The organism is Streptosporangium heterodermiicola (assembly GCF_051390675.1).
Lineage (GTDB): Bacteria > Actinomycetota > Actinomycetes > Streptosporangiales > Streptosporangiaceae > Streptosporangium.
The window spans coordinates 102,564-124,850 of sequence record NZ_JBPJSR010000012.1; the positions used below are offsets into that span (position 1 = coordinate 102,564).

Sequence of the window (22,287 nt, forward strand, 5' to 3'; positions counted from 1 at the left end):
AGGTCAGAAGTCGCCGCGCTGCCAGGGGCCCCAGATGGCGAAGCTCATCCCCTTGGACGCCTGGACGTTGACGTAGAGGGTGTGGCCGCCGGGGCCGAACGTCGATCCGGCGAACTCGGCGCCGGAGTCGCCCTCGACGGGGACGAGCCGGGAGAAGTCGAAGATCTCGCCCCGGCGGGTGAGGCCGCGCAGGTAGTTGTCGCCCGAGCCGTCCTCGCAGAGGACCAGGGTGCCCCGGGGGCTGGCGGTGACGTTGTCGGGCAGGTCGAGGGTGACCGCGCCCGGCGACTCGTAGACGAGCCTGAGGCGCCCGCTCCACGTCTCGTACGCCCACACCTGGCCGCGTCCCTTGCCGAAGCCGCTGGCCGGGGTGTCGCCGGGCGCGGTCGCGCCGCCCTGGGTGGAGACGAAGTAGATCGTGCCGTGGTGGTTGATCGCCCCCTCCAGCCGGGAGAAGATCGCCGCCCCCTTGGCCCTGCCCTGGTTGCCGACGGCCTGACCGGCGACGACGTTGGCGGGGGTGCCGATGAAGGCGGGATCGGGGTCGTCGATGTCCACCCAGGTGGTCGCGTACGAGGCCCCCTTGGGCTGGCCGAGGGAGAGGTCCTTGCCCGGGGCGCCCCGCACGGCCAGCATCTGGAGCCTGCCGCCGTCGAGGATGCGGCGGGCCGTCAGCGGGTTCTTCGGGGGCAGGTAGCGGTAGAAGCCGGAGGCGAAGTTGAAGTTGTCCTCGGTGAGGTAGACCGCGCCGGTGAACCCGTCGAACGCGGCCGACTCGTGGGCGAACCGCCCGGCGCTCCTGATCGGCCCTCCGGCCTTGCCGTCGAGCGGGACCTCGAAGACGTAGCCGTGCTTCTGCGTGAGCTTGCTGTTGTCCTGGCCGGTGGAGTCGTTGCCCACGTCGGGCCCGTTGACGGTCTCCTCGCAGGTCACCCAGGCGCCCCAGGGCATCGGGCCGCCCGAGCAGTTCATCTGGGTGCCGGTCAGGCTGGGGGCGGACTTGAGGACCTTGCCGTGGCGGGTGACCCGGAGGGTCGAGGTGCCGCCGCCCGCCGCCGGGTCGTAGGCCCTGGCCGGGTCGCCGAACGCGCCGACCGGGCCGTTCACCTCGTGGTTGCGGACGAGGATCGCGCTGCCCGCGGGCCCGCGGAACGCGGCCATGCCGTCGTGCCGGGAGGGGACGGTGGATCCGTCGCCGTACTTGTCACCGGCTGCGCTGAAGGACCTGTAGTTGAAACCGGCGGGCAGGTGGAGGCGCACCACGCCGTCCCGCTCGTCCTTGACCGGCTTCAGCGGCCCGTACCCGGCGCCCGGAAGGATCTCCCCGTTCAGTCCCGCCTGTGCGACACCGGCGAACGGCCCGGCCACCCCGAGGGCGGCCAGCGCACCGCCTCGGGCGAGGAAACGACGACGATCCATCTTGCGGCTCCCTTGGGTCCGGTGGATTCACGCCACGTTAATCCGCCCTAGTAAACCGCTATATGGCATATATCGACAATTAATCTGACAAGCAGGCGGCCCACCCCTATACCCACTTCCGGCTGTGGGTAATCCATAGGCTTTGTCCACAGGCTGTGGAGAACCTCCGGCCGGGGCTCACTCCACCGTGACCGACTTGGCGAGGTTGCGGGGCTGGTCGACGTCGTGCCCCTTGGCCGTGGCCAGCTCGCAGGCGAAGACCTGGAGCGGCACCGTGGCGACCAGCGGCTGGAGCAGGGTCGGCACGGCGGGGATGTGGATCAGCGTGTCGGCGTACCGCCCGACCGCGACGTCCCCCTCCTCGGCGATCACGAGGGTCCTCGCGCCCCTGGCCCGGATCTCCTGGATGTTGGACACGATCTTGTCATGGATCACCCGCTGGCCGGACGGCGAGGGGACGACGACGACCACCGGGAGCCCCCTGTCGATCAGCGCGATCGGGCCGTGCTTCAGCTCCCCCGCCGCGAAGCCCTCGGCGTGCATGTACGCCAGCTCCTTGAGCTTCAGCGCCCCTTCGAGCGCGACGGGGAAGCCCACGTGCCGCCCCAGGAAGAGCACGCACCGCTCGCCCGCCAGCGACCTGGCCAGCGCGCGGACCGGCTCGACGGTCGAGAGGACCTCGCTCACCTTGGACGGCGTCTGCGCCAGCCGCTCGACGATCTGGCCGATCTCGTCGCCGAACTTCACCCCCCTGACCTGGGCGAGATAGAGCGCCACCAGATAGCACGCCACCAACTGGGTGAGGAACGCCTTGGTGGAGGCCACCGCGACCTCGGGGCCCGCGTGGGTGTAGAGGACGGCGTCGGACTCGCGGGAGATCGTGGAACCGTTCACGTTGCAGACCGCCAGCACCCGGGACCGCTGCCCGCGCGCGTGCCGTACCGCCATGAGGGTGTCCATGGTCTCGCCCGACTGGCTGATCACGATCACCAGCGTGTCGCGGGTGAGGATCGGGTCGCGGTAGCGGAACTCGCTCGCCACCTCGACCTCGCAGGGCAGCTGGGCCCAGTGCTCGATGGCGTACTTCGCGATGAGCCCGGCGTGGTACGAGGTCCCGCAGGCGACCAGGATGACCTTGTTGACGTCGCGCAGCTCCTGGTCCGACAGCCGCATCTCGTCCAGCGCCAGCCGCCCGTCCTGGCCGATCCTGCCGAGCAGCGTGTCGGCGACGGCCCGGGGCTGCTCGGCGATCTCCTTGAGCATGAAGTGGTCGTAGCCGTCCTTCTCGGCGGCGGAGGCGTCCCAGCCGACGTGGTAGTCGCGCGTCACGGCGGGGAGGCCCTGGAAGTCGACGACCGTGATCTTCGAGGGACGCAGCTCGACCACCTGGTCCTGGCCGAGCTCCACCGCCTCGCGCGTGTACGCGATGAACGCCGCCACGTCCGAGCCGAGGAAGTTCTCCCCGTCCCCCCTGCCGACCACCAGCGGCGAGTTGCGCCGCGCGCCCACCACCACGTCGGGCTCGTCCGCCGAGACCGCGAGCAGGGTGAACGCCCCCTCCAGCCGCAGGCAGACCCGGCGCATCGCCTCCATGAGCCCCCCGGCGGCGAACTCCTCAAGCAGGTGCGCGACCACCTCCGTGTCGGTCTCGGAGACGATCCGGTGCCCGGCGCCCTCCAGCTCGGCCCTGAGCGCGGCGAAGTTCTCGATGATCCCGTTGTGGATGACCGCGATCCGCCCGTCGCAGTCGGTGTGCGGGTGGGCGTTGCGGTCGGTCGGGGCTCCATGGGTGGCCCACCGGGTGTGCCCGATCCCCGTCGTCGCGTCGACCGGCGGCACGGGCCGCGAGACCAGTGCCGAACGCAGGTTGGCCAGTTTCCCCGCCCGCTTCTCCACGGCGAGGCCGTCCGCCCCGACCAGGGCGATCCCCGCCGAGTCGTACCCCCGGTACTCCAGCCGGCCCAGCCCCTCGACCGCGACCTCGACCGCCGGACGCTGTCCCGTATATCCCACTATTCCGCACATTGTCATACCCCCTCCCTGAGAGATCGTCCACAGCGTCTATGGCGAACCCCCCGGACAGCCCAAGAATCCCGCCCGGTCCCCGACAAGGCCCCGCTCCCGACGGATCAACCCCCGGCATGGTCTCGTTCTTTCGGAGTCCCTCTCTGAGTTCCTCTCGGACCAACACCCGGCGGGAACCCGCTCCCGGCGGATCAGTAGGCTCTCTGAGCATGGCCAACGGTTCGGACACCGCGACACCGTACGTGCAGCTCAGCCGGGCTCAGTGGAGCGACCTTCGCAAGAACACCCCCCTCACGCTCACCGTGGACGAGCTGGAGGAGCTGCGCGGCGTCGACGACCCGATCGACCTGGCCGAGGTCACCGACATCTACCTGCCGCTCACCCGGCTGCTCAACCTCCACTTCACCGGGGCCAGGCAGCGCAGCGCGGCCCTCAACACCTTCCTCGGCGGCGGGCGGCGCGAGGCCCCGTACGTCCTGGGCATCGCCGGGAGCGTCGCGGTCGGCAAGTCGACCACGGCCAGGCTGCTGCACACCCTGCTCGCCCGCTGGCCCGAGCACCCCCGGGTGGACCTGATCACCACCGACAGCTTCCTGTTCCCGAACGAGACCCTCACCGCCAGGGACATCATGCACAGGAAGGGCTTCCCCGAGAGCTACGACCGGCGGGCCCTGGTCAGGTTCGTCGCCGACGTCAAGGCGGGCCTGCCGGAGGTGACGGCCCCGGTCTACAGCCACCTGGAGTACGACATCGTGCCCGGCGCGACCCAGACCGTGCGCCGCCCGGACATCCTCATCGTCGAGGGCCTCAACGTCCTCCAGCCCGCCCCGCCCACCGCCCTCGCGATCAACGACTACTTCGACTTCTCCATCTACGTGGACGCCAAGGTCGAACACATCCGCGACTGGTACGTGGACCGCTTCCACAAGCTCCGCCGCACGGCCTTCGAGGACCCGAAGTCCTACTTCAAATACCTCGCCGACCTGTCGGAGGAGGAGGCGACCGAGTTCGCCAGGAACGTCTGGCGCGACATCAACGAGCGCAACCTCGTCGAGAACATCGCCCCCACCAGAGGCCGCGCCGACCTGGTCCTCCACAAGGGCGCCAACCACTCCATCCAACGCGTCCGCCTCCGCCGCACCTGACCTCCCCGGGTCCTCCCACCCGCCGCGCGCCCCGCGCTCGGGCCTCGCCCCATGGTCCCCCGGGCGAAGAACCTCCCGTCCCCTCACACTCCCCGGTCGATGGCCGGTTCCCCGGCTTCGAGGCGTGGTGGCGCGGGTCCCTCCAGCCCGCTGGAGCGCTTCGCAGCGACGGGCGACGCGGCGCGCCGCCGTCACCGGATCGTCCGCGCCGTACGCGGTGTAGAGCCGCCGTCCCGTCTTCCACGACAGGTGACCGGTCCACCACCGGTAGACCGTGCCGTCCGTCCAGACGAGAAGTTCACGCCAGACCGACACCAGGGCGACGCCGAACCCGTGGTGGACGTCGGCGTGAACGTCCAGAGCCGCGAGTTCGGTACGCAGATCCTCGTCGGCGAACAAGCGGGCGCCCGCTGCCCGGCCGTCGCGGCAGGCAAGGTGGACCAGGCCGGTGTCGTAGTCGACCAGCACGGCCGCCTCGACATCGACCTTGGGCCACGCGACCGAGACGACGCGCCGCTCACGACTCAGGATGCTGTCGGTGATCGCACGCCAGAACGCGGCTTCAGCCCGTTCAAGAGTGGGATGAGGCTCCCCTCGGGAAACGCTGCGGCTCACGAATACGACAGTGGGTTCCGGCGTGTCGAACAGGTGATGGCGCTCGTCAAGCCATGTGTAAGACAGACGAGCATAACGCGCTGGATCATGAGAAACCGCCATTATCCCTCCATGTCGAGTACACTGATTGATTACCGTATACGGCAACGAGTAACGGGTAGGATGCTTGTCAAGTCGTATGGGTTATCTACGCAGAGAGACAGAAAGACAGAAAGGAAGCATGTGACCGGCCACGCCTACGAGCACGTCACTGCCGAGCTGCGGGACGCGATCCTCCGTGGCGACCACCCGCCCGGCACCAAGCTCCCCCGGCACGCCGACCTCGCCGCCCGGTACGGCGTCTCCGACATCGTGATCAGACAGGCGATCGACAGTCTCAAGACCTCGGGCCTGGTCGACACCAGGGGGCGCGGCGGGACCTGGGTCCGCGAGCGGCCGGTCACCAGGCGCATTTCCATGGAACGCTACCGGGCCGACACCGGCCCGCAGGAGACACCGCGGACCTCGTTCACCACGGATGCCGGGATCACCTGGGCGGAGTACCGGCTGGACAAGGCGTTCCGGTGGATCGAGGCCGACGAGCGCCTGGCCGGTCTGTTCGGTGTCGAGCCCGGGGCCCGGGTGCTGGAGCGCCGGTTCGTGTTCTACGCCAGGGGCGTCCCCTCACAGATGTCCCGGCCGTGCCTGCTCGCCTCCGACGTGGAGGGCACACCGGTCGCGGACCCGAGGAACGAGCCGTGGCCCGGTGGCACCATCGGCCAGCTGCGCACGCTCGGCATCGAGGTCGACGAGATCACGGAGGAGACGGCGGTCCGCATGCCGACCCCGGACGAGTCCGAACGCCTCGGGATCGGCTCCGGAGTGCCCGTTTTCTCGATCACCCGGCTAATGCGCTCCCGTGGACGCGTGGTCGAGGTGGCGGACCCGATCGTCGTCCCCGGAGACCGTGCGGTCCGGGTGGACCGCATGGACCTGTAGACCCGACGATCCTTACGCCTGTCGGCTCGGGCTTCCCGGCCGTTTCGGTCGGAGCCGCGTGGATAGTTTCGGAACGGGAGCCGGTGAGGAAGGCGGGTGCCGTGGGCGAGACGGCGAGCGGTCGGGTGGTCGTGGGGGTCCTGGGCCCTGAGGAGGCCAAGACGATCACCGAGGAGGTCGGTGCGGCGTACCGGGAGTCGTTCGGCGCCCCGCCCAACGACGAGGGGGCCGCCGAGTTCGAGCACCAGCGTGCCTCCTACGCCGACCTCCTCGAACGGCGGGGGTTCCGGCTCGCGGTCGCCCGGCAGGACGGGCTGCTGGTCGGCTTCGCCTACGGGGCGTTCCTGCGGGAGGGCGGCCGCTGGTGGAACGGCATGCGTGATCCGCTCCCGGCCGGGTTCACCCACGAGTCCGGTTCCCGCACCTGGCACCTGGTGGATCTGGGCGTACTGCCCGGCCACCGCGGGCGCGGCGTCGCCAGGCGGCTGACCGAGGCGGCGCTGGCCGGATGCGGGGCGCGGCGGGCGGTGCTGGCCGTGGAGCCGCGGTTGAAGCGCAACCAGCGGCTCTACCGGTCGTGGGGCTGGCGGCAGGTCGGGAGCGTGGACGCCCCGGCGTCGTCCGTCAACGACGTCTACGACATCTACGTACTGGAAGACCTGCCAGCGGGCAGGCCGTAGGAGCGCAGCCGCTCGTCCAGGCGGACCAGGGGGTCGGTGCGGTTCCAGGGCGAGAGGGCCTGGCGGGCGTCGGCGGTGGCCGCGACCAGCCGCGGGGACCGGTTGCGGCCGGTGAGCTCGGCGGCCCTGGCCAGCTCCGTACAGGCCTGGCCGATCTCACGTTTCTGGGCGAAGGCGCGGCCGAGATACAGGTGACCGAACGCCAGGTTGCGGGAGAAGGCCGTCCCGATCGAGGTCATCGCCTCCCGCGCGCAGGAGATCGCGCTGTCGGGCTCGCGCATGTCGAGGTGGCACAGGGCGCGGGTCAGCGTGAGCATGGCCGGGCCGAAGAAGTACGCCAGGCTCCGGCCGGGGTCGTCCTCCGCGGAGTCGTCCAGCCCCGAGCGGGCGGCCGACAACGCGGTACGGCACCGCGCGTGGTCCTTGGCCCGGTTGCCGGCGTTCTCGCGACGCAGGACCCCCGCGTAGGCGCGGGCGCCGACGTCGTTGGCGTAGGCGACCAGTGTGGGACTGCCGCCTCGCCGCGCCCAGGCGAGTGCCCCGAGAGCGTGCTCGACCCCGAGGCGGGGATCACCGGACCAGGTGGCCAAATGACTCCACTGGGCGAGCACGTAGCTGGACATGAGGTCGTCGTCGGCCTCGTGGGCGGCGCGCCTGGCCTGGCCGTAATAGTGCTCGGCTCCGGCGAAGTCACCGGAGTTGAACAGCAGCCACCCGACGAAGCGGGAGGTGTCCGCCAGCAGCGACACCAACCGGTGGCTCAGGGCCTCGTCGGCGGTGCCGGTCAGGAGCCGACGGACGAGCCCGTACTGCGCCAGAGCGGTCTCCAGCACGGCCTGGGGCCCCAGGATGTCCTCCTGTCTGATGGCGTGACGAAGGATCGTCTCCACGTGCCCGACCGCCTCGCCGTCGACCCGCGAGGGCGTCCTGGAGACCAGCGCCAGACGTTCGAGGGAGTCGTCGTTCAGGTGGGCGAGAAGGGGGGAGGCGTGCGCCGCCGCTGCCGCCGAGGCGATCACGGCCAGTAGGTCGCGGCGTTTCATCCCGTCCGCCCACTGGGTGAGAGCGGCGACCAGATAGCCGAACTCCCGCTCCCGCAGATCCGCGATCGCGAGAACCCGGTCGGCCCCGTGGCCGGGCGACCGCGTCGGCAACCCGCCCAGGAACGAGGAGATGTCGGTGACTGTGAGTGCGGACCGGGGAACGGGGCCGTCCTTGATCGCCGGGTGCCCGCCGGGGTGGTCGTCGTCACGACCGTGGTCCTCTCCGTGGACGAGATCCCCGGCCCGGCACTGGTAGATGCGGGCCAGGCGTTCCAGACCGGAGAGGGGCGGCTCGTTCCCGGTCACCGAGGGCCAGGCCTCCCACGCCCCGAGCCGGCGTTCGCTGAGCGCGTCGTCGGGCCAGCGCAGATTCCATAGTTGGACCACCTTGGACTGCGTGTATCGGTGTGCCTCGCGGTAGCCACGCAGCGGATTGAACGTGAATCGGAGTTGATAGTCCGCGGCGATCTGACTCCACGTCGCCCCGTGCTCGCGCATCTGGGCCGTGAGGGCGTCCATCTGCTGCTTGAGGCTGCGGGGTCTGGGTGGCATCGCTCGCCCCTCCCGGGCGTCACTCCCCCAAGGCGGTGTGTTGTCTTCCAAACGCTACGGCATCGATTACGCCAAGTGACGGCCCATTCGGAAACCGGCGGCCCGGCCGCCGGTTCCTGAACCGATCAGCCGTCGCACCCGGCCCGCGCCGGTCCCGGACCGGTACCGGGAACGACGGAACCCGGGGGGTCACCGAAAGTCATTCGAAGGCGCCGACGTTGCGTCGCGCCCATTCGGCGAAGGCGCGGGGGGCGCGGCCGAGGATCCGTTCCACGTCGGGGCTCACCCGCCGTTCGGCGGCCGACGGCTCGCCCAGGATGGCGAGGGTGCCGTCCACGACCGGCTCGGGCATGAAACGCAGCATCTGCTCCCGAGCCTCCTCGCGGCTCTGCTCGACGAACCGCACCGGCGCGCCCAGCGCGTCCCCGATCGCCCGAGCCCGCTGACGCGGGGTGATCGGCGCCGGGCCGGTGAGCTCGTACGTGTGACCGGCGTGCTCCCCCTCGCGCAGGACCACGGCCGCGACCTCGGCGATGTCGGCCGGGTCGACGACCGGCAGCCCGACGTCGCCGAACGGCGCGGCGGCCGTCCGCCGCGAGCGGATCGTCTCCGCCCACGCGAACGCGTTGGAGTCGAAGCCTCCCGGCCGCAGGACGGTCCACTCAAGACCCGACCGCCGTACGGCGTCCTCCAGCGCCCGGAGGGGTGAGTGGGAGCCGGACTCCGGTCGCGTCCCTGCGGCCTGGGAGGACTGCAGGACGACCCGCCGGACCCCGGCCGCCTTCGCGACGTCGAGGATGGCCCTCGGGTTCAGGTGCTCACCGGCACCTGCGACGAGGAGGAACAGCGCGTCGGCTCCGTCGAGGGCGGGCCGGAGGCTCTCCGGGTCGGCCAGGTCGGCCGTGTGGTGCGTCACGCCTTCGGGCATGTCCGCAGGCCGCCGCGAAATCGCCGCCACCCGCTCTCCGGCCTCGGCGAGCGCCCGTACGAGCACCCGTCCGACGTTCCCGGTCGATCCCGTAACCACGATCATGAAAGGTCCCGCCCGTCGCAGCTGAGTTAGTTGACTGACTAAGTGGACCATAGCCAGCCGCCGCACCGGCTGTCTACACTTCTCAGTGAGATGACTGACTCAACCAAAACGAAGCGGGGCAAGCGCGAACGGCTCGTGGCCGCCGCGTCCCGGGTCCTGCACGAGCAGGGTGTCGAGAAGACCACGCTGGCCGACATCGCCCGCGTCGCCGAGGTCCCCCTGGGCAACGTCTACTACTACTTCAAGACCAAGGACCAGCTCGTCGAGGCGGCGATCGACGCGCACGCGCTCGGCTTCCGGGCGATGACCGCCTCCCTCGACCTGCGCGCCGGCGGCCCCCAGGACCGCCTGAAGGCACTCCTGCGCGGCTGGGTCGAGCAGCGCGAGGTCACCGCCCGGTACGGCTGCCCCACCGGGACCCTCTGCTCGGAGCTCGACAAGCGCACCGACGGCCTGGACCGGGCCGCGGCCGAGGTCATGCGGCTGCTGATCGACTACGCCGAGCGGCAGTTCGGGTCGATGGGCCGGTCCGACTCCCGCGAGCTCGCGATCGCCCTGGTCGCCGCCTACCAGGGCATCTCGCTCCTCACCAACACCTTCAGGGACCCCGAGCTCATGACCGGGGAGTGCCGTCGCCTGGAGCGCTGGATCGACTCACTCGCCTGAGAGGCCCGCCCGACGCCTCTGACGCGGCACCCGGTCGGCGACCGGGTGCACACACGGAGAAACCCCGCTCAGCCGGCCCGGCGGGCGACGTACAGGATCCGGTCGTGGGCGTCCTCGTCGGCCGGCTCCCGCGCCGACGTCCCCTCCAGCCCCCGGGTGGCCACGACGCGCAGCCCGGCCCGCTCGGCCACCCGGCGCACCGTCCGGTCGGAGTGGTGCCGCTGCGCGTGCCGCATCGACACCCGTTCCCAGCCCGCGCCGGCCCGCTCGAACAGGTCGAACTGGGTGACCACGACCGCGTCGGCCTCGATCCGCGGGGACACCGCGAACCACGCCACGTACCGGTCCCCCCGGTCGGCCACCGCGGGGACGCCGAACGCGCGCCGGTAGTAACCGATGGTGCTCAGGTCGAAGACCAGCACCCCGTCCCTCGCGAGCTGGTCGCGCGCGGCCGACAGCGCCCGCCGCAGCTCGTCCGTGGTGGTCTGGTACGCCATCGGCAGGTCCACGCAGGCGACCACGTCGAAGCCGGTCAGCCCGGGCGGGGGCTCCTGCAGCCGTCCCGCCAGGAACCGGACGTCCTCGGCCCCGGGCCTGTCGCGGGCCATCGCCACCATCGCCGGGGACAGGTCGTAGCCGGTCACCTCGAACCCCCGCTCGCGGAAGGCCACGCTGCTGCGGCCGGTCCCGCACCCGGCGTCCGGCAGCCGCCGCCCGCCTGCGCCGTACCGATCGGCCACCTCCACGTAGCGGTCCACCAGGGTGGCGGTGTCCATCCGCGCGTTCAGCTCGTCGTACCGGGCCGCGACGCTCTCGTACGCCGCCAGCGTCTCGTCCACATGTGTCATGAGCGCCTCCTCCGCGCGGACATCCCGTCGAGGGCCGGGGCCGGGTACCGCGCCGGGCCGTCGGGCCCGGCGGGGATTACCAGATGAACCACGCCTGCCGGTTGACCCGGCGGCCGGTGACCCGGCGCAGCAACTTCCTCACGAAGCCACCGGCCACAGCCTCAGCGACTCCCGTACGGCCGACCCCGCGGGCACGGCCGCCAGGTCGACGCCGTGGGTCGCGGCCGCGAGCAGCGCCCAGGCGACCACGTGGCCCACCGGCGCCACCGAGGTCCGGAACGGCAGGAGGTACACCTGGGCGACCCGCGCGGCGGGCGTGTCCTGCGGGGTGGACCCGAGCACGGCGTCCAGCGGGTCACCGGGCCCGTCAGGTCCCGCGCGGGCCCGCCGGGCGCGCACCTCACCGGCGACCGCCCGCACCACGCGCGCCCACAGCGCCGCCCGCGCCGCCCGCCCGACGGCGACCTGTGTCTCCCTCGGCTCCGGCCTGCCGCCGCGCACGTGGAAGAAGTCGGACACCTCGTCGTAGTGCCCCTCCTCGTCGTGCAGCACCCGCAGGGCCTCGGCCGGGTCGGCCACGCACAGCGACCCGTCGTCGGGCAGCCGGAACACCGGGCCGTGCTCACGGGCCGCCCACTCGACGAACCCCAGCGGGTCCCGGCGGTACCACCGCGCCACCCCGCCGGGCAGGCTCCCGACCAGGCCCGCCCACGGCCGTCTCCCACCGGGAGCGGCCCGATCCGATTCGCCGACCGTCGCCATCCCACCCCCACGCCGTCCGTGACCTCGGGCGCACGCGCGGGTGGTGCCGTCCGCGCGAACCGCCGGGAGAGCGGCGCCGCCCGTCACCTCCACCGGGCGGACGGGCGACCGGGCCTCCGGGCCCGCCGGTACGCGGCGACGGTGAGAGGGACGACACCGAACCAGGAACAGCGGAAGCGCATACCCGCGAACCATTCTCACTGGTTATTAAGTGAACGATGGGAAATACCAGTGTTTTATTGACAGAATTGGCCGGATAAACGTTGCGAAAATACCCTGGAAAAAGGTCGTCCATTCCCTGTCCTACGAGGTGGGAGCACATGTCCACCCAGCCCACAGGCGCGTCGGCCACCGACCGGTACGTCAGGACCGCGATCGCGACGCAGCGGACTTCCCGCGTGACACCCCGTTACCTTCACGGTCCCGGATCCGGCCGGTCACCCATCGAAGGTAAAAAGTTTCCCCGCCTGCGGCTATGCGTGCCGTAACAGCACCAAGTCTCGCCAAGAGGGGTGGATTAGGGTCAGATATGTGAGTATCTCACCCCATGGTCCGCTGAAGCTGAGCGTTGGCGCGAGCACCGGTATGAAGATCGGCGCCATCCTCCTGGCCGTCCCTTTCGTCGGCGTCCCGCTGTTCGCGATCTCGAAGCTCGAACGGGCCGTCCAGCTGTCCGCCGAGGGCTCCTCTCTCGACTCCCAGATCCTGATGGTGCCCTTCGTCGTGGTCCTGGTGGTCTTCCTCGTCGTCCTCCTCGGCATCTTCCGCTTCCGGGCGGAGATGCGGGGAAGCGTCGTGGAGGTCCACGGCGCGTTCACGACGCGCAGGGTGGACCTCGCGCGGGCCCACGTCTGGCTGGACTCCTTCCCCGAGTGCTCAAGGGCCCGCGACCTGACCGGCCGCCGGCTCCCGTACCTGTACCTGTACGCCCAGGAGCCGGGCGGCCGCAAAGTCCTGCTGCGGCTGCGCGCGGCGCGCGCCTTCCTGCCGCCGCGGGAGGTGGCGGCCCTCGCGGACGCCATCGAGTCGGGCCACCGGACCGGCCAGGGGGCCGAGCAGGCCCTGCGGACCGCCGACCTGCTCCGACGCCTGAGCGCCGACCCCGCCACCAGGGTTCCCTGACCCACACCGCCCCATAGCCGTCCGGCCTGGGGCTTCAACGGGCCGGGAGCACGTCCTAGGGTTGGCCCGTGCTGCATCTACGCGTGATCAGTCCGCCGGAGCTGTCGGACAAGGTGCTGGAGATCCTCGACGGGTGCGTCGGCGTCGTCAACATCGTCGTGTTCCCCGGTGCCGCGCGCTCCCCCGCCGGTGACCTCGTCCAGTTCGACATCGCCCGCGAGGCCGCCAACGAGGTGATCGAACGACTCCAGGGGCTCGGCCTGCACACGGAGGGCTCGATCGCGGCCGAGCAGGTCGACCTCTCGATCTCCGAGGTGGCCGAGCGCGCCCAGGAGGAGGCGCCCGGCGACAGCGACGACGCGGTGGTCTGGGCGGAGTTCGCCCAGCGGGTCGACGAGGACACCCGGCTCACCTGGGCCTTCCTCGCGTTCCTCACGATCGCCACGCTGCTCGCGGCGATCGGCGTGATCGTCAACTCGCCGATCCTCATCATCGGCGGAATGGTGATGGGGCCGGAGTTCGGCGCGATCGCGGCCATCTGCTTCGGCCTGCTCCGTACCGACGGGGACCTCATCGGCCGCGCGGCCAGGACCCTGGTCCTGGGCTTCGCCGCCGCCATCGCGATCACCTTCGTCTGCGCGCTGGTCTCGCGGGGGCTCGGCTGGATCGGGGTGAGCTCGCTCGGGACCGGGCACGAGGAGATCGAGTTCATCGTCAAGCCCGACAGGTGGTCGTTCATCGTGGCGCTGCTCGCCGGGGCCGCCGGGGTGCTCTCGGTCACCGCGGGCAAGTCGTCGGCCCTGGTCGGCGTCTTCATCTCGGTCACCACGGTCCCCGCGGCCGGATACTTCGCGGTCGCCGCCGCGCTGGCCCGCTGGGACGACATGGCGGCCTCGGCCGTCCAGCTCGGGGTGAACGTCGCGGGCATGATCATCTCAGGGGGGGTGACGCTTCTCGTCCAGAGGGCCTACTGGTCCCGGTTCGGGATGAGACTTCCGGCCCGCCCCGGGGGGAGTTAGCGGGAAAGAATTGCCCTTTCGGACGAGGCGAGACTCCTTCGTGTGACGGAGGTGGGCGCCTGCGGCGACGGATAGTGTCCGAGCATGACTATCCTCGCCACCGAGGGACTAACCAGACGTTTCCCCCGGGTGACGGCGCTCGACCAGCTCACCGTCACCGTCGGCCCCGGTGTGACCGGCCTGGTCGGCGCCAACGGGGCGGGCAAATCAACGCTGATCAAGATCCTGCTCGGCCTGCTCGAACCCAGCGCGGGAAGCGCCCAGGTCCTGGGCATGGACTCGACGACCAGGGGGGCGGAGATCCGCCGGGTCGTGGGTTACATGCCGGAGCACGACTGCCTGCCGCCCGACCTGTCCGCCACCGAGTTCACCGTGCACATGGCCCAGATGTCGGGCCTGCCGCGCACCGCCGCCCGCGAGCGCGCCGCCGACGTCCTGCGCCACGTCGGGCTGTACGAGGAGCGCTACCGGGCGATGGGCGGCTACTCCACCGGCATGAAGCAGCGCGTCAAGCTGGCCCAGGCCCTGGTGCACGACCCGCGCCTGGTCCTGCTGGACGAGCCCACCAACGGCCTCGACCCCCGGGGCCGCGACGAGATGCTCTCGCTGATCCGCAGGATCGGCTCCGAGTTCGGCATCAGCGTGCTGGTCACCTCCCACCTGCTGGGCGAGCTGGAGCGGGTCTGCGACCACGTCATCGTGATCGACGGCGGCAAGCTGCTGCGCTCCTCGGCCATCGGGGAGTTCACCCAGATCACCCAGACCGTGACCGTCGAGGTCGAGGAGGGCCAGGACGCGCTGGCGGCCCGCCTGACCGAGCTGGGCGAGACCGTCACCCCGCACGGCAGGCTGCTGCTCGTCCACGTCCGCGCGCCGGAGACCTTCGACGCGCTCCGCGACGCCGTCTGCGAGCTCGACCTCTGCCTCGTGCGCGTGGAGCAGGGCCGCCAGCGCATCGAGGACGTCTTCAGGGAGCCGGTCAATGTCTGAGTCCACGTCCGGATCCGTGTCCGTGTCCGTGTCCGAGCCCACGGGCGTCATCCACGACATCGGATACCGCCACTACGAGGGGCCGCGGCTCGGCCGGGGCCACGCCACCGCCGCGCTGACCGTGCACAGCCTGCGCGGGATCTTCGGGCTCGGCCGCACCGCCCGCTCGAAGATCATCCCGTTCGCGCTCGTGGGCGTCATGCTCCTGCCCGCGGTCGTCTCCATCGCGATCATGGCGCTGGCCAAGCAGGAGGGGATGCGCTACACCGAGTACGCCGTCGTCATGCAGGCCGTGCTCGCGATCTTCCTCGCCTCGCAGTCGCCGTACGCCGTCGCGCCCGACCTGCGCTTCCGGGTGCTGCCGCTCTACCTGTCGCGCCCGGTGACGATCCTCGACTACGTCGGGGCGAAGCTCGCGGCGATGGCGACCGCCGTGTTCCTGCTGCTGGCGGCCCCGCTCACCGTGCTCTACATCGGCGAGGTGGTCATCGACCTGCCCGGCGACACGCACACCGCCGCGTACCTCACCAGCATGGCCGGAGCGGTCGGCTACGCCCTGCTGCTCGCCTGCCTGGGCATAGCGATCGCCTCGTTCACCCCCAGGCGCGGCCTGGGCGTGGCCGCGGTCATCGCCTTCTACCTGCTCGCCTCCGCCGTGTCGACCGTGCTGTTCGCGACGCTGGAGTCGATGGGCGACGACGCCACCGCCGCGTGGGCGTGGCTGATCAACCCGTTCTTCCTGGTGGACGCCGCGATACACGTCGGGATCTTCGGGGCGGCGCCCACCGCGGGCGTCATCTACCCCGAGAGCGGCGGCTCCCTGGTCGCGGGCGTGATCATGATCGCGCTGATCGCCCTGTCCCTCACGGCCCTGATCGCGCGCTACCGTAAGGCGGCCTCCCGATGAAGATCGAACTGGCCCAGGTCTCCCGCTGGTACGGCAACGTGGTCGCCGTCAACGACATCACCATGACCGTCGGCCCCGGCGTCACCGGCCTGCTCGGCCCGAACGGCGCGGGCAAGTCCACGCTGCTGCACATGATGGCCGGGTTCCTCGCCCCCTCGGGCGGCACCGTCACCCTCGACGGCGACCGCATCTGGCGCAACCACGAGATCTACCGCTCCATCGGCCTCGTCCCCGAGCGCGAGGCCGTCTACGGCTTCCTCACCGGCTGGCAGTTCGTGCTGTCCAGCGCGAGGCTGCACCGCCTGCCCAACCCCGACGACGCCGCGCGCAAGGCGCTCGCCCTGGTGGAGATGGAGAGCGCCAAGGACCGCAGGATCGAGACGTACTCCAAGGGCATGCGCCAGCGCGTCAAGGTGGCCGCGGCCCTCGTCCACGACCCGCAGGTCCTGCTGCTCGACGAGCCGTTCAACGGCATGGACCCGCGCCAGCGCCTGCACCTGATGGACCTGGTCCGCGCCATGGGCACCGCGGGCAAGACCATCCTGTTCAGCTCGCACATCCTGGAGGAGGTGGAACGGGTCGCCCAGCACATCGAGGTGCTGGTCGCCGGACGCCACGCCGCCTCCGGGGACTTCCGCGAGATCCGCCGCCGGATGACCGACCGCCCGCACCTGTTCCGGGTCCGCTCCAGCGACGACCGCCGCCTGGCGTCCGCGCTGATCGCCGACGCCTCCTCGGGCGCGGTCTCGCTGACCGAGGCGGGCCTGGAGGTGCAGGCCGTCGACTTCCGGCGCTTCACCCGGCTGCTGCCCAGGGTCGCCAAGGACGCGGACATCCGGATCCTGCAGGTCTCCCCCTCCGACGAAGACCTGGAGAGCGTCTTCTCCTACCTGATCAACAGGAGCAGCTGACCATGAACGGTGTCATCGCCGGAATCTCCTACCGGGCGCTCCTCGGCCGCCGCCGGATCTGGCTGCTGATCATGCTGCCCCTGGTGCTGGTCGCCATGGCCGCCCTGCTGAGGTTCATCGGCGCCGCCGACGAGCGGACCGCGGTCACGCTCATGCGGACCTTCGCCATCGGCACCATGCTGCCGCTGCTCGGCCTGATCGCGGGGACCGGGGTGATCGCCCCCGAGATCGACGACGGCACGATCATCCACCTGCTGTCCAAGCCGATCTCCCGCCCGGTGATCGCGCGGACCAAGTTCGTGGTCGCCGCCTCGATGCTCGCCCTGTTCGCCGCCGTGCCGACCTTCCTCGCGGCCTACCTCCTGGTCAACCTCGAATCCGGCATCGCGTACGGCTTCGCGCTCGGCTCCCTCGTCGGCGGGATCGCGTACGCGGCGGTGTTCATGCTGCTGGGCGTGCTGACCCGGCACGCGGTCACGATCGGCATCGTCTACGCGCTCGTCTGGGAGGGCGTGGTCGGCAACTTCGTGCCCGGCGCCCGCAGGTTCTCCATCCAGCAGTGGGCCCAGACGATCGCCGACCAGCTGTCGTCCTCCGCGTTCTTCTCCACCGAGATCGCCCTGAGCTTCGCCGTCCCCGCCCTCGCCGTCGTCACCGTCGGCGCGGTCGTCTGGGCGGGCGTACGCCTGCGGAGCTTCTCCCTCACCGGCGACGAGTAGTCCGGCCGGCCCGGCCAGCCCGGGACGACGACCACGCGAAAGAGCGCGGCCCGCACCTTATGGGCAAGGTGCGGGCCGCGCTCTTCCTGCGTGCTCCCGGTTCAGGCGCAGGCCGTGCGGACGACCTCGGCCAGCCGGCCGGCCAGCTGCTCGGCCTGTTCGGCCGAGGCCGCCTCGACCATGACGCGGATCATCGGCTCGGTGCCGCTCGGGCGGATCAGCACCCGCCCGGTCTCCCCCAGCTCCGACTCCGCGGCGCTGACCGCGGCGGTCAGCTCGGGCGCCGAGGCCTTGGACCGGTCGACGTCCTTCACGTTGACCAGGACCTGCGGCAGGCGGGTCATCACCGAGGCCAGCTCGGCCAGCGACTTCTTCTCCCGCGCCACGACCGCCAGCAGGTGCAGCGAGGTCAGCAGGCCGTCCCCGGTGGTGGCGTGGTCGAGCATCAGGACGTGGCCGGACTGCTCGCCACCGAGGTTGTAACCGCCGGCCCTCATGGCCTCCAGGACGTAGCGGTCGCCCACGGCGGTCTCGACGACGTCGACACCGGCGTTCTTGAGCGCGATCTTGAAGCCCAGGTTGGACATGACCGTGGCCACCACGGTGTCACCGGTCAGCTTCCCCTCGGCGCGCATGGCCATGGCCAGCACGGCCATGATCTGGTCGCCGTCGATGATCTCACCGGTGTGCGAGACCGCCAGGCAGCGGTCCGCGTCGCCGTCGTAGGCGATGCCCACGTCCGCGTCGCGGGAGACCACGATCTGCTGGAGCTTGTCCAGGTGGGTGGAGCCGACCCCCGCGTTGATGTTGAGACCGTCGGGGCGCGCCCCGATCGTCTCCACGGTGGCTCCGGCCCGCAGCAACGCCTCGGGAGCCACCATGTGGGCGGCGCCGTGGGCGCAGTCGAGGACCACGTTCAGGCCGTCGAGACGGCCGTTCACGGTGGACAGCACGTGGGACACGTAGCGGTCGGCCTCACCGTACGCCTCGCGTACGCGGCCGACCGAGGCACCGACAGGACGCTCCCACTTCTCGCCGAGCCGCTGCTCGATCTCGTTCTCCACCGTGTCGGGCAGCTTGTAGCCGCCCCGGGTGAGGAACTTGATCCCGTTGTCGGGAGCGGGGTTGTGGGAGGCGGAGATCATCACGCCCATGTCGGCTCTGAGAGCCGTCGTCAGGTAAGCGACCGCCGGGGTGGGCAGCACGCCGAGCCGGAGAACGTCCACACCAGACGACGCGAGGCCGGCGACCACCGCGGCCTCCAGGAATTCTCCTGAAGCCCGAGGGTCCCGGCCCACGACGGCGACGGGACGGCCCCGCCGCCCGACGCTGGTACTGAACGCCCCGGCGTCGCCGAGGACATGAGCCGCGGCCACGGACAGGTCCATGGCGAGCTCGGCCGTGAGGTCGCGTCCAGCGACCCCACGTACCCCGTCGGTGCCGAAAAGGCGCCCCAACGCTTAACGCTTGCTGTACTGCGGAGCCTTGCGGGCCTTCTTGAGGCCGTACTTCTTGCGCTCGGTGGCGCGGGCGTCACGGGTCAGGAAGCCGGCCTTCTTCAGCGGCGGGCGGTTGACCTCGACGTCCAGCGCGGTCAGCGCGCGGGAGAGGCCCATGCGCAGGGCACCGGCCTGGCCGGTCACGCCGCCGCCGTTGATGCGGGCGATGACGTCGAACTGCTCCTCGGCACCGAGCACCACGAAGGGCTCGTTGACGATCTGCTGGTGGACCTTGTTCGGGAAGTAGTTCTCAAGCGTACGACCGTTGATCGTCCACTTGCCGGTGCCAGGAACGATGCGCACGCGGGCCACGGACTCCTTGCGACGGCCGGTGCCGTACGAGTTGCCGGTGGTGATGGGCTTGCGGACGGCGACGTCGCCGCTGGCGGTGGACTCGGAGGTGTACTCGGAGGGGAACTCCTCCGCGGAGTACGCTTCCTGCTCGCCCTCGACGGGCGTCTCGACACCGGTGGACTCAGCCACGGTTCTCCTCTAACTTTCCTACTCGGCGTCGGCCATCGGCCAACGCTGCTGGCGACAAGCAGCTAGTGACTACTGGGCGATCTGGGTGAGCTCGAAAGACACCGGCTGCTGCGCCTGGTGCGGGTGCTCGGAACCGGCGTAGACCTTGAGCTTCTTGATCATCTTCCGGCCGAGGGCGTTCTTGGGCAGCATGCCCTTCACGGCCTTCTCCACGGCGCGGTCGGGACGCTTGTCCATGAGCTCGCCGTAGGTCATGGAACGCAGACCGCCCGGGTAGCCCGAGTGGCGGTAGGCCTTCTTCTGCTCAAGCTTGTTACCGGTCAGCGCGACCTTGTCGGCGTTGATGACGATGACGAAGTCACCGGTGTCGACGTGGTTGGCGAAGGTCGGCTTGTGCTTACCGCGAAGCAGGATCGCGACGTGGCTGGCCAGCCGGCCAAGCACGATGTCGGTGGCGTCGATGATGTGCCACTGACGCTCGACTTCGGCAGGCTTGGGTGTGTACGTGCGCACGGTCGTATGCCTTCTTTGGTCGCGTCTTCGGCGCTGTCGGAAAGGACAGCAACATGGTCGGTAGGTGCGGGCACACGACAGCCCGGACCTTCCGTCTCCAGGAAAAGAGGAGATGACGCCGGACGCGCCGCGTATCGGTCTGCGAGAGGAGACCAATTCGCACACAACGAACTAGCAGGATACCGGCGCGGGGGAGTGCTTGCAAAACGACATGACTCTCCGCCGGTGCCCCTGGCAGTCTACCCGCCCCCGGGCGATGCCCGGAAACCGCCACGCGGGACCACTGATCCGGCACCACCACGCGGGGCCTTCACCAGGACCGGAGCCCGGCGGCACCCCCTCCGGGAGAGGCACCGGAGGACGATCTCGGAACCGCCGCGCGGGAAACCTTCACGGAACGGTTCCAACATGTTCTCAGCATTCCCTTCTTCCTCACCGCAAACATCCCTATCTTTGATAGCGGCATGTGGCAGCTTCCTCACCCCGGGCATACCCAGCGAGCGCGCCTGCGTCGCATGGGGGTGTTCGCGTGCCTGCTGGCCGTTCTGCTGGTCGGCTTCATCATCGGCAGGGGCAGCCGCGACGAGAACGCCGCCGACCAGATCTACCTGAACGACACCGGGCCGGTACGGCCCACCCCCAGCGGCGCCCTGGCCGGACAGGTCGAGCGCGCCCCGCTCGCCCGGGTCGCCCGCGCCTCCGACGCCCCCGCCACCCCCCAGGACCGGCGCCCGCGCCCCACCCCCAGCACCGGCGCGTCACCCGGCGGCTCCGGGGAGGACGGCCCCTCCCGCTACCTGCTCAACGGCGACGGCGACGGCGGCGCCACCTCCGCCCTCGGCGCGATGGAGCGCGAGGTCGTCCGGCTCATCAACGTCGAACGCAGGCGGGCCGGGTGCACGCCGCTCAGGATCGACAGGCGGCTGACCGCGTCCGCCAGGAGGCACTCGGCCGGGATGGCGACCGCCGGAAGCCTGTCCCACACCTCCGCCGACGGCACGTCCCCCTGGGAGCGGATGGAGGCCACCGGCTACCGCGACGGCGGCGCGGAGAACATCGGGCGCGGCTACACCTCTCCCGACGAGGCGGTGCGCAGCTGGATGGGGACCGGCGGCCACCGGCGCAACATCCTCAACTGCGAGCTCACGGCCACCGGGGTCGGGGCCGTCCAGGGTCCCGACGGGCCCTGGTGGACCCAGGACTTCGGATACTCCTGAGCCAACCGGCTCCGATACCGGGCTACGCTCGGCGCATGGGTTTTCCGGTGGAGCCACCGCGTCGCCAGCCTTACGACCGGCCTGACGGGTCGCCGCCCGCGCAGGGCCAGCACTGGTTCGACGCCTCGCCGAACAACCGCCCCCCCGAGCCCCCTCCGCAGGCCACCCAGCCCACCGGACCGCGCGGACGCTCGGCGGAGCCGCCCAAGGAGCGGCCCCGCCAGGAGATGTGGAGCCCGTACGACGAGGGACCCCGCTCACGCCGCCCGATCTTCATCGCGGCCGGGGCGTTCGCCGCGCTGGTCGCCGCGGGCATCGGCCTGGCCGTGCTGGCCAACTCCGACCCCGTCCCGGTGCCCGGCGCGGCGGACCCCACCGCCGAGGCCCCCCTCGTGCCGCCCGCCAACACCGCGGACGGCAAGTTCGGCTTCGCCTCCTCCCGGGCCGGCGACCCGCACCTTCTCACCCTGAACGAGGTGTTCAAGCGCAAGAAGGTGAGGATCGGCGGGCAGACCTACCTGATGACCACGCGCAGGACCGACAAGAAGTGCGACAAGGCGGTGGTCGGGGAGAAGCTCCAGAAGGCCCTCGTCGCAGCCAAGTGCAACCAGCTCCTGCGGGCGAGCTTCCGCGACGCCTCAGGGAAGATCATCGGCACCGTGGGAGTCGCCAACCTCAAGACGTCGGCGGGGGCCTCCAAGGTCGTCTCGGTCGGCTCCGGCAAGGAGCGGGAGGAATACCTCAAACCGCTGCCAGGTAAGGATAAGGTCACCAAACTTCTCGGCACCGGCGAGGCCTTCGTGGGCGAATGGCGCCACGGGCACTACGCGGTAATGGTCTGGTTCCAGTACAAAGACGGCCACCTGCCGAAGAAGACCGAGGTCAAGAAGCTGAACCAGGCGGCCTTCGGCGCGGCGGACGCGACCATCACCCCCGCCCTGGAGTCACGGTCACTGACCGGAAAACGACCTTGACCATGGGGTCATACCTACCCTTTGAGGCATGAACCCGGCAGACGATACGGCCATACTCGCATGACGATCTCCGGCTGTCGCTAGGCTGCCTCGTATGCGAGGCCAGGAATCCGGGTCCGAGCACCAACGTGAAACCGAGGGTTCGGCAGCGCCGGCGACACCGCCGC

Annotated in this window: 21 protein-coding genes; 12 read left to right on the forward strand and 9 right to left on the reverse strand. The window is 70.6% G+C overall.

The features are described 5' to 3' along the window. Positions 1–3 precede the first annotated feature (3 nt). Both ACSC1Q_RS25245 and glmS read right to left on the reverse strand, forming a co-directional pair. Complete coding sequence (locus tag ACSC1Q_RS25245; RefSeq protein ID WP_436761187.1) at positions 4–1,419, reverse strand: PhoX family protein; 1,416 nt, start codon at positions 1,417–1,419, stop codon at positions 4–6. 177 nt (positions 1,420–1,596) lie between these two features. Continuing rightward, positions 1,597–3,450, reverse strand: coding sequence for a glutamine--fructose-6-phosphate transaminase (isomerizing) (gene glmS / locus ACSC1Q_RS25250; RefSeq protein ID WP_436761188.1), 1,854 nt, complete (start codon positions 3,448–3,450; stop codon positions 1,597–1,599). A gap of 203 nt (positions 3,451–3,653) precedes the next feature. Here glmS and coaA point away from each other — a divergent pair, with 203 nt between their 5' ends. The 3 genes from coaA to ACSC1Q_RS25265 all read left to right on the forward strand — a co-directional run bounded on the left by coaA (position 3,654) and on the right by ACSC1Q_RS25265 (position 6,862). Beyond that, positions 3,654–4,589, forward strand: a complete 936-nt coding sequence (gene coaA / locus ACSC1Q_RS25255) for a type I pantothenate kinase (protein ID WP_436761189.1) — start codon at positions 3,654–3,656, stop codon at positions 4,587–4,589. Between the two features lie 837 nt (positions 4,590–5,426). Further along, positions 5,427–6,182, forward strand: coding sequence for a GntR family transcriptional regulator (locus ACSC1Q_RS25260; protein WP_436761190.1), 756 nt, complete (start codon positions 5,427–5,429; stop codon positions 6,180–6,182). A 101-nt stretch (positions 6,183–6,283) separates the two neighbouring features. After that, positions 6,284–6,862, forward strand: coding sequence for a GNAT family N-acetyltransferase (locus tag ACSC1Q_RS25265; RefSeq protein ID WP_436761191.1), 579 nt, complete (start codon positions 6,284–6,286; stop codon positions 6,860–6,862). Here ACSC1Q_RS25265 and ACSC1Q_RS25270 read toward each other — a convergent pair. Together ACSC1Q_RS25270 and ACSC1Q_RS25275 are read right to left on the reverse strand one after the other, a co-directional pair. Continuing rightward, the gene (locus ACSC1Q_RS25270; protein WP_436761192.1) at positions 6,826–8,457 is read right to left on the reverse strand and encodes an NsdA family TPR-like regulatory protein; all 1,632 of its coding nucleotides are present in this window, start codon (positions 8,455–8,457) and stop codon (positions 6,826–6,828) included. The genes ACSC1Q_RS25265 and ACSC1Q_RS25270 overlap by 37 nt on opposite strands. Before the next feature lie 199 nt (positions 8,458–8,656). Further along, positions 8,657–9,490 (reverse strand): NAD(P)H-binding protein, encoded by an 834-nt coding sequence (locus tag ACSC1Q_RS25275; protein ID WP_436761193.1) that lies wholly within the window; start codon positions 9,488–9,490, stop codon positions 8,657–8,659. A gap of 90 nt (positions 9,491–9,580) precedes the next feature. On the opposite strand from ACSC1Q_RS25275, the gene ACSC1Q_RS25280 reads away from it, so the two are divergent. Further along, on the forward strand, positions 9,581–10,156 hold the full coding sequence (locus ACSC1Q_RS25280; RefSeq protein WP_436761194.1) for a TetR/AcrR family transcriptional regulator: 576 nt from the start codon (positions 9,581–9,583) through the stop codon (positions 10,154–10,156). Between the two features lie 68 nt (positions 10,157–10,224). On the opposite strand, the gene ACSC1Q_RS25285 is transcribed toward ACSC1Q_RS25280, so the two are convergent. Together ACSC1Q_RS25285 and ACSC1Q_RS25290 are read right to left on the reverse strand one after the other, a co-directional pair. Beyond that, positions 10,225–11,004 (reverse strand): class I SAM-dependent DNA methyltransferase, encoded by a 780-nt coding sequence (locus tag ACSC1Q_RS25285; RefSeq protein ID WP_436761195.1) that lies wholly within the window; start codon positions 11,002–11,004, stop codon positions 10,225–10,227. A 138-nt stretch (positions 11,005–11,142) separates the two neighbouring features. After that, on the reverse strand, positions 11,143–11,766 hold the full coding sequence (locus tag ACSC1Q_RS25290) for a hypothetical protein (protein WP_436761196.1): 624 nt from the start codon (positions 11,764–11,766) through the stop codon (positions 11,143–11,145). A 531-nt stretch (positions 11,767–12,297) separates the two neighbouring features. On the opposite strand from ACSC1Q_RS25290, the gene ACSC1Q_RS25295 reads away from it, so the two are divergent. The 6 genes from ACSC1Q_RS25295 (at position 12,298) to ACSC1Q_RS25320 (ending at position 17,434) form a co-directional block, all read left to right on the forward strand. Continuing rightward, the gene (locus ACSC1Q_RS25295) at positions 12,298–12,888 is read left to right on the forward strand and encodes a hypothetical protein (RefSeq protein ID WP_436761197.1); all 591 of its coding nucleotides are present in this window, start codon (positions 12,298–12,300) and stop codon (positions 12,886–12,888) included. Between the two features lie 68 nt (positions 12,889–12,956). After that, positions 12,957–13,907 carry a DUF389 domain-containing protein gene (locus ACSC1Q_RS25300; RefSeq protein WP_436761198.1) on the forward strand — a complete coding sequence of 317 codons (951 nt, stop codon included), beginning with the start codon at positions 12,957–12,959 and terminating at the stop codon, positions 13,905–13,907. 84 nt (positions 13,908–13,991) lie between these two features. Then, positions 13,992–14,897, forward strand: a complete 906-nt coding sequence (locus tag ACSC1Q_RS25305) for an ABC transporter ATP-binding protein (protein ID WP_436761199.1) — start codon at positions 13,992–13,994, stop codon at positions 14,895–14,897. Next, complete coding sequence (locus tag ACSC1Q_RS25310; protein WP_436761200.1) at positions 14,890–15,804, forward strand: ABC transporter permease; 915 nt, start codon at positions 14,890–14,892, stop codon at positions 15,802–15,804. Before ACSC1Q_RS25305 ends, ACSC1Q_RS25310 begins: the two co-directional genes overlap by 8 nt. After that, the gene (locus tag ACSC1Q_RS25315; protein ID WP_436761201.1) at positions 15,801–16,715 is read left to right on the forward strand and encodes an ABC transporter ATP-binding protein; all 915 of its coding nucleotides are present in this window, start codon (positions 15,801–15,803) and stop codon (positions 16,713–16,715) included. Before ACSC1Q_RS25310 ends, ACSC1Q_RS25315 begins: the two co-directional genes overlap by 4 nt. A 2-nt stretch (positions 16,716–16,717) precedes the next feature. Further along, complete coding sequence (locus ACSC1Q_RS25320; RefSeq protein ID WP_436761202.1) at positions 16,718–17,434, forward strand: ABC transporter permease; 717 nt, start codon at positions 16,718–16,720, stop codon at positions 17,432–17,434. Positions 17,435–17,535: 101 nt separating this feature from the next. Here ACSC1Q_RS25320 and glmM read toward each other — a convergent pair whose 3' ends face one another. From glmM to rplM, 3 genes are all read right to left on the reverse strand, one after another. Then, a complete protein-coding gene (gene glmM / locus ACSC1Q_RS25325; RefSeq protein WP_436761203.1) occupies positions 17,536–18,891 on the reverse strand; it encodes a phosphoglucosamine mutase in 1,356 nt (451 codons plus the stop codon). 3 nt (positions 18,892–18,894) lie between these two features. Next, positions 18,895–19,416, reverse strand: a complete 522-nt coding sequence (rpsI, locus tag ACSC1Q_RS25330) for a 30S ribosomal protein S9 (protein WP_344746718.1) — start codon at positions 19,414–19,416, stop codon at positions 18,895–18,897. Positions 19,417–19,485: 69 nt separating this feature from the next. Beyond that, a complete protein-coding gene (gene rplM, locus ACSC1Q_RS25335; RefSeq protein ID WP_344746717.1) occupies positions 19,486–19,929 on the reverse strand; it encodes a 50S ribosomal protein L13 in 444 nt (147 codons plus the stop codon). A 515-nt stretch (positions 19,930–20,444) separates the two neighbouring features. On the opposite strand from rplM, the gene ACSC1Q_RS25340 reads away from it, so the two are divergent. Next, on the forward strand, positions 20,445–21,146 hold the full coding sequence (locus ACSC1Q_RS25340; protein WP_436761204.1) for a CAP domain-containing protein: 702 nt from the start codon (positions 20,445–20,447) through the stop codon (positions 21,144–21,146). Positions 21,147–21,181: 35 nt separating this feature from the next. Further along, positions 21,182–22,120 (forward strand): hypothetical protein, encoded by a 939-nt coding sequence (locus tag ACSC1Q_RS25345; RefSeq protein ID WP_436761205.1) that lies wholly within the window; start codon positions 21,182–21,184, stop codon positions 22,118–22,120. Positions 22,121–22,287 lie beyond the last annotated feature (167 nt).